This is a genomic window from Methyloversatilis sp. S146-33, from assembly GCF_059552495.1.
Genome location: NZ_JCANOT010000029.1, coordinates 91,798 through 103,732, shown reverse-complemented (window position 1 = coordinate 103,732; position 11,935 = coordinate 91,798). Strand labels below are relative to the sequence as shown.

General features: G+C 65.8%; 13 protein-coding genes. 6 read left to right on the top strand and 7 right to left on the bottom strand.

The genetic code is table 11. From position 1 onward, the window contains the following. Window positions 1-43 precede the first annotated feature (43 nt). The gene (locus AC51BJ_RS12110) at window positions 44-1,657 is read left to right on the top strand and encodes an NAD(P)/FAD-dependent oxidoreductase (RefSeq protein ID WP_496280386.1); all 1,614 of its coding nucleotides are present in this window, start codon (window positions 44-46) and stop codon (window positions 1,655-1,657) included. A gap of 6 nt (window positions 1,658-1,663) precedes the next feature. On the opposite strand, the gene AC51BJ_RS12105 is transcribed toward AC51BJ_RS12110, so the two are convergent. The 4 genes from AC51BJ_RS12105 to AC51BJ_RS12090 form a co-directional block, all read right to left on the bottom strand. Continuing rightward, complete coding sequence (locus AC51BJ_RS12105) at window positions 1,664-2,626, bottom strand: hydrolase (RefSeq protein WP_496280385.1); 963 nt, start codon at window positions 2,624-2,626, stop codon at window positions 1,664-1,666. A 14-nt stretch (window positions 2,627-2,640) separates the two neighbouring features. Beyond that, window positions 2,641-3,072 (bottom strand): YybH family protein, encoded by a 432-nt coding sequence (locus AC51BJ_RS12100; protein WP_496280384.1) that lies wholly within the window; start codon window positions 3,070-3,072, stop codon window positions 2,641-2,643. Between the two features lie 11 nt (window positions 3,073-3,083). Further along, window positions 3,084-3,296 (bottom strand): zinc-finger domain-containing protein, encoded by a 213-nt coding sequence (locus AC51BJ_RS12095; protein ID WP_018228380.1) that lies wholly within the window; start codon window positions 3,294-3,296, stop codon window positions 3,084-3,086. 79 nt (window positions 3,297-3,375) lie between these two features. Continuing rightward, a complete protein-coding gene (locus AC51BJ_RS12090; RefSeq protein ID WP_019919273.1) occupies window positions 3,376-4,296 on the bottom strand; it encodes a branched-chain amino acid transaminase in 921 nt (306 codons plus the stop codon). 96 nt (window positions 4,297-4,392) lie between these two features. On the opposite strand from AC51BJ_RS12090, the gene AC51BJ_RS12085 reads away from it, so the two are divergent. The 3 genes from AC51BJ_RS12085 to mnmA are packed head-to-tail and all read left to right on the top strand — an operon-like array spanning window position 4,393 to window position 6,537. Then, on the top strand, window positions 4,393-4,848 hold the full coding sequence (locus AC51BJ_RS12085; protein ID WP_496280383.1) for an NUDIX hydrolase: 456 nt from the start codon (window positions 4,393-4,395) through the stop codon (window positions 4,846-4,848). Beyond that, window positions 4,848-5,402, top strand: a complete 555-nt coding sequence (locus tag AC51BJ_RS12080; RefSeq protein WP_496280382.1) for a hypothetical protein — start codon at window positions 4,848-4,850, stop codon at window positions 5,400-5,402. Before AC51BJ_RS12085 ends, AC51BJ_RS12080 begins: the two co-directional genes overlap by 1 nt. Next, complete coding sequence (mnmA, locus tag AC51BJ_RS12075) at window positions 5,395-6,537, top strand: tRNA 2-thiouridine(34) synthase MnmA (protein WP_496280381.1); 1,143 nt, start codon at window positions 5,395-5,397, stop codon at window positions 6,535-6,537. Before AC51BJ_RS12080 ends, mnmA begins: the two co-directional genes overlap by 8 nt. A 47-nt stretch (window positions 6,538-6,584) precedes the next feature. Here the strand turns inward: mnmA and AC51BJ_RS12070 are convergent, their stop codons facing one another. Beyond that, entirely contained in the window at window positions 6,585-7,193 is a 609-nt protein-coding gene (locus tag AC51BJ_RS12070) for a glutathione S-transferase (RefSeq protein ID WP_430433134.1), read from the bottom strand. 150 nt (window positions 7,194-7,343) lie between these two features. On the opposite strand from AC51BJ_RS12070, the gene purB reads away from it, so the two are divergent. Further along, window positions 7,344-8,711: an adenylosuccinate lyase gene (gene purB, locus AC51BJ_RS12065; protein WP_496280380.1), complete on the top strand. Its 1,368-nt coding sequence runs from the start codon at window positions 7,344-7,346 to the stop codon at window positions 8,709-8,711. A gap of 20 nt (window positions 8,712-8,731) precedes the next feature. Further along, entirely contained in the window at window positions 8,732-9,052 is a 321-nt protein-coding gene (locus AC51BJ_RS12060) for a DUF2322 family protein (protein WP_430433136.1), read from the top strand. 66 nt (window positions 9,053-9,118) lie between these two features. Here the strand turns inward: AC51BJ_RS12060 and secF are convergent, their stop codons facing one another. Together secF and secD are read right to left on the bottom strand one after the other, a co-directional pair. Beyond that, on the bottom strand, window positions 9,119-10,057 hold the full coding sequence (secF, locus tag AC51BJ_RS12055) for a protein translocase subunit SecF (protein WP_304003768.1): 939 nt from the start codon (window positions 10,055-10,057) through the stop codon (window positions 9,119-9,121). A gap of 27 nt (window positions 10,058-10,084) precedes the next feature. Continuing rightward, the gene (gene secD, locus AC51BJ_RS12050) at window positions 10,085-11,935 is read right to left on the bottom strand and encodes a protein translocase subunit SecD (RefSeq protein ID WP_496280379.1); all 1,851 of its coding nucleotides are present in this window, start codon (window positions 11,933-11,935) and stop codon (window positions 10,085-10,087) included.

Sequence of the window (11,935 nt, the reverse complement as noted above, 5' to 3'; positions counted from 1 at the left end):
CGGGTACACTCACGGGCTGGCTTATAGACAAGGCCCTGCCTCGATGCTCAGACTGACCGAAATCAAACTCCCTCTGGACCACCCGGAGGCGGCGTTGCGCGCCGCCGTGCTGGAGCGGCTGAACATTCCCGACGCTGACCTGCTCGCCGTCCATGTGTTCCGCCGTGGCTACGACGCGCGCCGTCGTTCCGCCATCCACCTGATCTACACACTGGACGTCGAGCTGCGTGATGAAGCCGCGGTGATGAAGGCGCAGAAGCCGTCGCCGCACCTGCAGCCGACGCCGGACACCGCGTACCGGTTCGTCGCTCGCGCGCCTGACGGGCTGGCGGAACGTCCTGTCGTGATCGGCATGGGGCCGTGCGGCTTCATGGCGGCGCTGGTGCTGGCGCAGATGGGTTTCCGCCCCATCGTGCTGGAACGCGGTCGCGCGGTGCGCGAGCGCACCCAGGACACCTGGGGCCTGTGGCGCAAGCGGGTACTCGACCCGGAATCGAACGTGCAGTTCGGCGAGGGCGGGGCCGGTACTTTTTCCGACGGCAAGCTGTACAGCCAGATCAAGGATCCGAAGCACTACGGCCGCAAGGTGCTGAACGAGTTCGTCAAGGCCGGCGCGCCGGAAGAGATCCTGTACGTGAGCAAGCCGCACGTCGGCACCTTCCGGCTGGTCGGCATGGTCGAGAAGATCCGTGCCGAGATCGAGTCGCTGGGCGGCGAGATCCGCTTCCAGGCGCGGGTCGAGGACATCGTGATCGAGGATGGCGCGGTGCATGGCGTGAAACTGGCCGACGGCACGGAAATCGCCACCGGCCACGTGGTGCTGGCCATCGGCCACAGCGCGCGTGACACCTTCCGCATGCTGCATGATCGCGGCGTGTACATCGAAGCGAAACCCTTTTCGGTCGGCTTCCGGGTCGAACATCCGCAGAGCCTGATCGACCGCGCGCGCTTCGGCGACTTCGCCGGTCATCCGGTACTGGGCGCCGCCGACTACAAGCTGGTGCATCACGCAAAGAACGGCCGCTCGGTCTACAGCTTCTGCATGTGCCCGGGCGGCACGGTGGTGGCCGCGACCTCGGAAGAGGGCCGCGTGGTGACCAATGGCATGAGCCAGTATTCGCGCAACGAGCGCAACGCGAACGCCGGCATCGTGGTCGGCATTTCGCCGGAACAGGACTACCCCGGTCATCCGCTGGCCGGCATCGACCTGCAGCGCGCGCTGGAATCGCGCGCCTTCGAACTGGGTGGCGGCGACTACAACGCGCCCGGTCAGCTGGTGGGCGATTTCGTCGCCGGTCGCCCGTCCAAGACGCTGGGCGAGGTGGAGCCGAGCTACAAGCCGGGCGTTACTTTGGGCAGCCTGGCCAGCGCGCTGCCGGAATACGCGATCACCGCAATGCGCGAGGCCTTCCCGGCCTTCGATCGACAGATCAAAGGCTTCGGCCGGCACGACGCCGTACTGACCGGTGTCGAGACGCGCACCTCGTCACCGATACGCATCAAACGCGATCCGGTCAGCTACCAGAGTCTGAATACGCGTGGCCTTTTTCCGGCGGGCGAGGGTGCGGGCTACGCCGGTGGCATCCTGTCGGCGGCGGTCGATGGGATCGAGGTGGCCGAGGCTGTCGCGCTGAGCATGGTTGCAGGCGCAGCCTGATGCGGGTCAGTCGCCGCGCTCGAAAAAGTGCAGCACGCGCTGCGGCAGCCAGTCGAGTCGCCCTTTCGGCGCGCCGCTGACATAACCGACGTGGCCACCCTGCGCGGTGTATTCCGGTCGCACGTCGGACGACAGCAGATCGGGTGTGGCGAGCGACCAGGCGGGCACCATCGGATCGTTCAGTGCCTGCAGCAGCAGCAGCGGCGTGCGCACCGCCTTCAGCAGCGGGCGTGATGCACAGCGCGTCCAGTAGTCGTCGGCGTCACGGAAACCGTGGATCTGCGAAGTGACCGCGTCGTCGAAGGCGCGGATCGAATTGCAGGCGGCGATCGCTGCCTCGTCCAGCAGGCCGGGGAAACGCTGCGCCTTGAGCAGCGCGCGCGGTTTCATCGTGCGCAGGAAATACTGCGTGTAGACGCGGTTGAAGCCCTCGTCCAGCGCTCGGCCAGCAGCGCCCAGGTCGACCGGTGCGCAGACGGAGGCGGCGGCGGTGAGCCACTTCGAGGCCGCCTGCCCCTGCTCACCCAGCCATTTGCACAGCACGTTGCCGCCCAGCGACACGCCGACGGCGTACACCGGTCGGCCCTCGTTGCGCGGAACGACACGCGGGAGCAGCCAGTCGAGTTCGGCGCTGTCGCCTGAGTGGTAGGCGCGCAGCAGTCGGTTCGGCTCGCCCGAACAGCCGCGCGCATGGACGACCGCGCCGTTCCAGCCGCGCGCGGCCAGCGCATGCATGAGCGCCTTCGCGTAATGACTGCCGGAACTGCCTTCGAGCCCGTGAAACAGAAGCACCAGCGGCTGGGTGGCCTGCCGTGGCAGCCAGTCGATGTCGACGAAATCGCCGTCCGGCGTATCGAGGCGTTCGCGTACGAGCGTCGGCATGGCCTGCGGAATGAAGCGCGGCCAGATGGTCTGTGCGTGGCCGCCGGGCAGCCACGATGCGGGACGGAAGGGTGGCGGGGCGGTCACGCCGGGCGCGCGTGTCAGTGAAGGATCTTCGGCGCGTCGCCGACGTCGTGCGCGGCCGGCAGCGACGACGCGTGGTGCAGCACCATATGCCAGCCGAGCGGCCCGCGCGCGTACACATTGGTCACCGCCAGCAGCGGCCGCGGCTGGCGCTCGCCCGCCACGGTGACCGTTTCCTGCACGCTGTGGATGGCCTGCAGCGCGCCCTGGATGACCAGCGCATTACCGATGCGCACATCGGCGTGCGCAGCGGCAAAGCTGCGCCGCCACGCTTCGCGCACCGCTTCGTAGCCGCTGGCGCGCTGGCAGCCGGCGAGGATGCACACGATGTCATCCTCGTCGGCCCACACGGCCATCATGCCTTCGATGTCGCCGCGGTTGCGTGCGTCGTAGAAGGCGGTTTCCGCCTCCTGGGCCGAGGCGAAGAAGGTCTTGCGCTGGACTTCCATCCGCGCGCCGCTCAGTGGCCGGCGATCGCCGGACCGTGATAGCTGTAGCGGGTGCCGCAGTACGGACAGGCGGCCTGCCCGGTCTTGGTCACGTCGAGGAAGACGCGCGGGTGGCGCGCCCACAGCGGCGCACCGGGCAGCGGGCAATGCAGCGGAAGGTCGTTCGCGCTGACTTCGATTTCGCGTGCGTGGTCGCGGCTGGAATCGTTACCGGCTTGGGTCATTTCAATGTGCTCCGGACAGGGAGAGGGCGCGCAAGCGCCGCGGAACGGGAAAGGTGCGCGGCAAGCGCCGCGCACCGGTTCAGATCCTGGTGAGCCAGCGGTGGTATTCCGGCGCGCGGCCGTTCACCACGTCGAAGAAACGGGCCTGAATCTTTTCGGTGACCGGGCCACGGCTGCCGGCACCGATGATGCGGCCGTCCAGTTCGCGGATCGGCGTCACCTCGGCGGCGGTGCCGGTGAAGAAAGCTTCGTCGGCGGTGTAGATGTCGTCGCGGGTCAGGCGCTTCGACACCACCTGGTAACCCAGTTCGGCGGCGATCTCGATCACCGACGCGCGCGTGATGCCGACCAGCGCCGACGCGATTTCCGGTTCGTAGATCTTGTTGTCCTTGATCACGAACAGATTCTCGCCCGCACCCTCGGCGACGAAACCATCGACGTCAAGCAGCAGCGCTTCGTCGTAGCCGTGTTCGGTCGCTTCCATGTTGGCGAGGATGGAATTCGCGTAGGTACCGGAATACTTGGCGCGGCACATCGACACGTTGACGTGGTGGCGCGAGTAGGACGAGGTTTTCACGCGGATGCCGCGCTTCAGACCATCCTCACCGAGGTAGGCACCCCAGGGCCAGGCTGCGATCGACACGTGCACCGAGGCGCCGCGGGTCGAAATGCCCATCTTTTCCGAGCCGAAGAAGGCGATCGGGCGGATGTAGCAGGACTCCAGCTTGTTGGCGCGCACCACTTCGAGCTGCGCTTCCATCAGTTCTTCGCGGCTGTAGGGCATCTTCATCATGTAGATGTGCGCCGAATTGAACAGCCGGTCGGTGTGTTCCTTGAGACGGAAGATGGCGGTGCCGATTTCCGTGTTGTAGGCGCGTACGCCTTCGAAGACCGCCAGACCGTAGTGCAGGGAATGCGTCAGTACGTGCGTGGTGGCCTCGCGCCAGGGCACCATCTTGCCGTCGTACCAGATAAAACCGTCGCGGTCGGCCATCGACATGGGAAACACTCCAGAGATTGCGGTAAACCAATGATTTTAGCCGAAGCCGGCCGTTCGGCGGCGGTCTTGGCGTAGCCGCCGCGTTAAAATCACCGCATGAGCGAACGTATCTGGAAACCCAACGTCACCGTGGCTGCGCTGATGGAAGATCGCGGCCGCTTCCTGATGGTGGAAGAGCACACCTCCGGCGGACTCATGCTGAACCAGCCCGCCGGCCATCTCGAAGAGGGCGAATCGCTGGTGGACGCCTGCGCACGCGAGGCCATAGAGGAAACCGCACACCCCTTCGTGCCGCGCGAACTGGTCGGCGTGTACCAGTGGCGACGGCCGGACGGCGAGGTGACCTATCTGCGCTTTGCCTTTGCCGGCGACGCCGGCGAGCAGATCGCCGGACGCGCGTTGGACGACGGTATCGTCCGCGCGATCTGGATGACGCCGGCCGAAATCGAGGCCAGTCGTGCCCGGCATCGCAGTCCGCTGGTGTGGGCCTGCGTGCAGGACTGGCTGGCTGGCGTCCGTCTGCCGCTGACGGTCGTGCGGCACTTTTCCTGATGCACCGTGCCGCTTGCCTGCTGACGCTGCTGCTGAGCGTGACGGTCGCACGCGCGGATCACGCGACTGCCCTCGACGTCTGCTTCAACTACAGCTGCCTGACGACGCAGACCGTCCTCTACAGTGAGGCGCACATGCGGTCGCTGCGCAACGAACTTATGCTGGCGGCCGATGCGGCGGAAGAGCGTCTGCGGCTGCAGGACGCCGTCGCCCGCATGTACCGCTGGGCCGGCGAACAGTCGCCCATCCACGTCGACCGCGCAGGCGATTTCCTCGACGACGGTGCTTACGGACGCATGGACTGCATCGATCATGCGCAAACCACGGAGCGCATGCTGGAAGCGCTGCAGGCGGCGGGCGCGCTGCGCTTCCACCGTGCAGCCGGCATCGAGCGGCGACGCAGCTGGCTCATCATGCAGCACTTCAGCGCGACAATTGAACAGAACGACGGTGGCGGCCGCTGGGCCGTCGACACCTGGTTTCGCGACCATGCCGAACCGGCGGTCGTGATGGATATCGAAGAATGGAAGGATGGGGGCTACCCGGATGAATGAGGCACTGGCGGGTATTGCACCCGGAAATGGCGAAACCGTCGTCGTCGGCATGTCCGGCGGCGTCGATTCGTCGGTATCGGCGCTGCTGCTGAAGCAGGCCGGCTACAAGGTGGTCGGCCTGTTCATGAAGAACTGGGAAGACGACGACACCGACGACTACTGTTCGACCCGGCAGGACCTGATCGATGCCGTATCGGCCGCCGATGTGATCGGCATGGAACTGGAGGTCGTCAACTTCTCGGCCGAGTACAAGGACCGCGTGTTCGCCAGCTTCCTGCGTGAGTACCAGGCCGGCCGCACGCCGAATCCGGACGTGCTGTGCAATGCCGAGATCAAGTTCACCGCCTTTCTCGACCACGCGATGCAGCTGGGTGCGACCCGCATCGCGACCGGCCACTACGCGCAGGTACGCGAGTTCGAGGGCAGCTTTCAGCTGCTGAAGGGCGAAGACGGCACCAAGGACCAGAGCTATTTCCTGCACCGGCTGAATCAGGCGCAGCTGTCGCGCACGATGTTTCCGGTCGGTCACCTGTACAAGCGCGACGTGCGCCGCATCGCCGCCGATGCCGGGTTGGCGAATGCAGCGAAGAAGGATTCGACCGGCATCTGTTTCGTCGGCGAGCGGCCGTTCCGCGAATTCCTGCAGCGCTATCTGCCGGTCACGCCGGGCGAGATCCGCGATCTGGACAGCGAACGCGTGCTCGGCCGGCACGAGGGCCTGATGTATCACACGATAGGCCAGCGCAAGGGCCTGGGTATCGGCGGCCTGAAGGGCATGGCGGACGACGCCGGCGAGCACGAGGCCTGGTACTCGGCGCGCAAGGACATGGACAAGAACGTGCTCTACGTCGTGCGCGGCCACGACCACCCGGCCCTGCTGTCGGGCAGCTTGGTGGCGAGCGACCTTTCCTGGGTGTCGGGCCGCCCGCCGCACACGCACTGGGTGTATGCGGCGAAGACGCGCTACCGCCAGCCGGACGCGCCGTGCAGCATCGACGCGGTGGATGCCGAACGCTGTGAAATCGTGTTCGCCGAGCCGCAGTGGGCGGTGACGCCGGGGCAGAGCGTCGTGGTTTATGAGAGCAAGGTGTGCCTGGGCGGCGGCATCATCACCGGGGCCACGCCAGCGGCCTGAACGCCGCCTTCGAGGTCCGGCCGCGCGGCGCGCCGGACCATCGTTGCTTACTCGTGCGGCACCGTATCAGCCAGCGAGGGGCGCTGCATCAGTTTTTCCTGCAGGCGGGCGAGATTGGGATGGGCGGCACGCCAGTCCAGCTCAGGCATGCGGAAATCGAGGTAGCCGAGCGCACAACCGACCGCGATGTCGGCCAGCGTAATGCCGTTTCCGTGGCACCAGGCCCCGTCGCCGAGGTCTTCCGCCAGTGCGACCAGCGCGCGGTCGATCTTGACGCGGTGGCGGGCGATCCAGCCTGCGCTGCGTTCGTCGTCCGGGCGGCGGCGCTCGAGCACGATGGTCACCGCGGCGTCGGTCATGCCGTCGGCCAGTGCCTCCCAGCGCTTGACCAGCGCGCGTTCGCGCGCGGTCGACGGCAGCAGCTTGTTGTTCGGCGCCACACCGTCGAGGTATTCGACGATCACGCGCGAATCGAACAGGCGGGTGTCGTCATCGAGCAGCAGCACAGGAATCTTGCCCAGCGGGTTCAGATCGGGCACGCCGCTGTTGTCCACCCAGGGCGAGTCGATCACGAATTCGCAATCGATCTTCTTTTCGGCGAGCACGACACGCGTCTTGCGCACGTAGGGGCTGGTGAGGGAACCGACGAGTTTCATGGACAGCACCGTTTGACGACGCCGGAATTATAGCGTCCCGCTTACGGTGGCCACGCCGGAGCCACCGTAAGCACATGATAAAATTCGTGCTGCGTTGCACGACGCGTGTGCGCCGTGCAATCCCTTTCCCTTCTTTCCGCAGGTTTCCTCATGAGTGCCCACACCCTTTCCGCGCTGTCGCCGCTGGACGGCCGCTACGCTGCCAAGCTCGACCCGCTGCGCGGCCATTTCAGCGAGTACGGCCTGATCCGCAACCGCGTCCGCGTCGAAATCGCCTGGCTGTGCGCGCTGGCCGCCAGTCCGCAGATCGCCGAGGTGAAGGCATTCTCGCAGGCCACGCTGGACGAGCTCGCTGCGGTCATCCGCGATTTCAGCGTCGATGACGCCGCCGCGATCAAGACCATCGAGGCGCGCACCAATCACGACGTGAAGGCGATGGAGTACTGGCTGAAGGAACGTCTGGCGAAGAACGCGGAAGTGACCGGCGTGTCCGAATTCATCCACTTCGCCTGTACCTCAGAAGACATCAACAACGTGTCGCACGCGCTGATGCTGAACGAAGCGCGCACCGAGGTGCTGCTGCCTGCGCTCGACGCCGTGATCGAACGCCTGCGCGGCATGGCGCACGAACTGGCCGACGTTCCGATGCTGTCGCGCACGCACGGTCAGCCGGCCAGCCCGACCACGCTGGGCAAGGAGATGGCCAATATCGCCGCACGCCTGATGCGCGCCCGCGCGCGCATCGCCGCCGTCAGCCTGACTGCCAAGTTCAATGGCGCCGTCGGCAACTACAACGCCCACTTGTCCGCCTACCCGGATGTCGACTGGTCGCAGTTCAACCGCGAATTCATCGAATCCTTCGGTCTCGAATTCAACCCCTACACAATCCAGATCGAGCCGCACGACGCGATGGCCGAGCTGTTCGACGCGATGGGCCGCGCCAACACCATCCTGCTCGACGCGGCGCGCGACTTCTGGATGTACATCTCGCTCGGCTACTTCAAGCAGAAGCTGAAGGAGGGCGAGATCGGCAGTTCAACCATGCCGCACAAGGTGAACCCGATCGACTTCGAGAACGCCGAGGGCAATCTGGGCCTCGCCAACGCGGTGCTGCGCCACCTGTCGGAAAAGCTGCCGGTGTCGCGCATGCAGCGCGACCTGACCGACTCGACCGTGCTGCGCAATATGGGCGTGGCCTTTGGCTACAGCTTGCTGGCGCTGGATTCTCTGTCGCGCGGTCTGGGCAAGCTGCTGGCCGAACCGGCGGCGCTGGCGGCCGACCTCGATGCCTGCTGGGAAGTGCTGGCCGAGCCGGTGCAGACCGTCATGCGCCGCTACGGCATCCCCAATCCGTACGAACAGCTGAAGGAACTGACGCGTGGCCGCGGCATCACGCGCGAAGGCCTGCAGGCCTTCATCGCCAAGCTCGACCTGCCGCAGGCCGAGCGCGACCGTCTGCTGGCGATGACGCCGGCGAGCTATATCGGCGATGCGGCCCGTCTGGCCCGTGCCATCTGATTGATTGCGGAGAAACGAAGATGAGTTTTGCTGAAACCCTGAAGACGCTGCCCGGCGTGTCGCACCTGTCGGCGCTGCAGCTTCTGGACGCGGCCGGCGACGTGGTCGCCACCATCGAGAACAAGCCCGGCCAGGCCGGCTCGCTGGCGGTCTACAACCACCTCGCCCAGCTTCACGGTGCGATCACGCCCGATGCGGCGAAGCAGGCGCTGGACATCTACGCCGAGCACACCGTTGATGCGCGGGCCAATCCGGGCAAGCACCCGAACATCGACCGCCTGATCGCGCTGATCGACAGCGGCCAGACCTTGCGCGTGAAGCAGGTGTTCGCCCAGCCCTGATCGCAGCCGATAGACAAAAAGAAACCCGGCCGCGGCCGGGTTTCTTTTTGGGCGCAGGGTCGGTTCTCAGACCACAGCTTCCTGCTTCTGCTTGACCGGTTTCGCCAGTTGCTCGCGCTTGACGCCCAGCCACATGACCAGCGGGCAGGCGACCAGCACCGACGAGTAGATGCCGAAGCAGATGCCGATGGTCAGCGCGACCGCGAAGTAGTGCAGCGCCTCGCCACCGAACAGCAGCATCGACAGCACCATCATCTGCGTCGAACCGTGGGTGATGATGGTGCGCGAAATCGTGCTGGTGATCGCGTGGTCCAGCACTTCGGGCACGCTCATCGTACGCTTGCGTGCGTTGCGGAACACTTCGCGCACGCGGTCGAACACCACCACCGATTCGTTCACCGAATAGCCCAGCACGGCCAGCACCGCCGCCAGCACCGGTAGCGAGAATTCCCACTGGAAGGCGGCGAAGAAGCCGAGGATGATGACCACGTCGTGCAGGTTGGCGATGATGGCCGACACTGCGAAGCGCCACTCGAAGCGCATGGCCAGGTAGATCACGATGCCGATGATCACCAGCATCAGCGCCAGCGAGCCGTCGGCGGCCAGTTCCTTGCCGACCTGAGGACCGACGTACTCGACGCGGCGCAGTTCGGGCTTCGCGCCCTCGCCGGCCGACAGCGTGGCCATCACCTGCTGGCTCACCTTGGCCGAGTCGCTGTCCTTGACCAGCGGCAGGCGGATCAGCACGTCGCGTGCGGTGCCGAAGTTCTGTACCTGCGGGTCGCTGAAGCCGCTGTCGGTCAGCGACTTGCGCACCGCATTCAGATCGGCTGCCTCGCTGTAGGCGACTTCCATCAGCGTGCCGCCGGTGAACTCAACCGACAGATGCAGGCCGCGCGTGGCGAGGAAGAACACCGCGAGCAGGAAGGTCACCAGCGAAATGACGTTGAACACCAGCGCGTGGCGCATGAAGGGGATGTCGCGCCGGATACGGAAGAATTCCATGGCTGTTCAGCTTTCCTTGTGTGCGGTTCAGGCGCCTGCGCCCGGTTTCCAGACGGTGCCGATCGACAGCTTTTCGAGCTTGCGGGCACGGCCATAGACCATGTTTACCAGTGCGCGCGACACCACCACGGCACTGAACATCGAGGTCAGGATGCCGAGGCAATGCACGACGGCGAAGCCGCGCACCGGCCCGGAGCCGAAGATGAGCAGCGCCAGGCCCGCGATCATGGTCGTCACGTTGGAGTCGAGGATGGTCGCCCAGGCGCGTTCGTAGCCGGCGGTGATCGCCGCCTGCGGACTGACCCCGATGCGCAGTTCCTCGCGGATACGCTCGTTGATCAGCACGTTGGCGTCGATGGCCATACCCAGCGTCAGCGCGATGGCGGCGATGCCGGGCAGCGTCAGCGTGGCCTGCAGCAGCGAAAGCAGCGCGATCAGGAACAGCAGGTTGGCGGCCAGCGCCGCGGACGAGATGAAACCGAACACCATGTAGTAGACGATCATGAACGCGGCGATGGCAATGAAGCCCCACAGCGTCGAGTGGAAGCCCTTGTCGATGTTCTCGGCGCCAAGCGAGGGGCCGATCACGCGCTCCTCGATGATGTCCATCGGTGCGGCCAGCGCGCCGGAGCGGATCAGGATGGCCAGCGTATTCGTTTCCTGCGGGCTGAACTGGCCGGTGATCTGGAAGCGGTCACCGAACTCGCCCTGGATGGTCGCCACCGAAATGGCCTCGCCGCGGCCCTTCTCGAACAGCAGGATGGCCATCATCTTCTTCAGGTTCTCGCGCGTGACTGTGCGCATGATGCGGCCGCCGGTCGAATCGAGCTTCACTGCGACGGCCGGGCGGTTGGCGTCGTCGAAGGACGACTGCGCGGTTTCGAAGCGCTCACCGGTCAGGATGACCTGCTTCTTCACCGGTACCTGGGTCACGATGCCATTGCGTGCGCGCTCGGGATAGACCTCCAGCCCATCCATGTTCCCGCTGAGCATCGCTTCCTGGTCGACCAGGCGCACCTCCAGCGTTGCGGTGCGGCCGATCAGGTCCTTGGCCTTGGCCACGTCCTGCACGCCCGGCAGCTGGACGACGATGCGGTCCGCGCCCTGCTGCTGGATGATGGGTTCGGCCACGCCCAGTTCGTTCACCCGCTTCTGCAGCGTCAGGATGTTCTGCTTGATCGCCGACTCGCGGATGTCCTTCTCGGCGATTTCCTTCATGCGGCCGGTCAGCACGAAGTCGGCGCCGGATTCGCTCGTCGTCCAGGCCATGTCGGGCAGCACGCTCTCGACTGTGCCGCGGGCGGCGTCGCGGCCAGCAGCGTCGCGGAAACGCAGCGCGAGCGTGTCGCCTTCGCGGTTGATGCCGCCGTGACGGATGTTCTTTTCGCGCAGCTGGGTGCGCAGGTCCGAGGCCATCGAATCGACGCGCTTGGTCAGTGCGCCCTTCATGTCGACCTGCAGCAGGAAGTGCACGCCGCCGCGCAGATCGAGGCCGAGATACATCGGCAGCGCGCCGAAGGAGCGCAGCCAGGTCGGCGATTTCGACAGCAGGTTCAGCGCCACGACGTAGCGTGCGTCGTTGGCGTCGGGGTTCAGTGCCTTTTCGAGCACGTCACGCGTCTTCAGCTGGGTGTCGGTATCGGCCAGGCGCACGCGCACGCCGCTGTTGTCCAGCGTCAGGCCGGTGTGGGCGATGGACGCCTGCTTGAGCGTGTTTTCGACCTGCGACATCAGTTCAGCGTCGATGGTGACGCCGGTGCGCGCCGTCGACACCTGCACGGCCGGGGCTTCGCCGTAGAAGTTGGGCAGCGTGTAGATCAGCCCGAGCAGCAGCGCCACGATCACCAGCGCGTTTTTCCAGAGCGGGTAGCGGTTCAT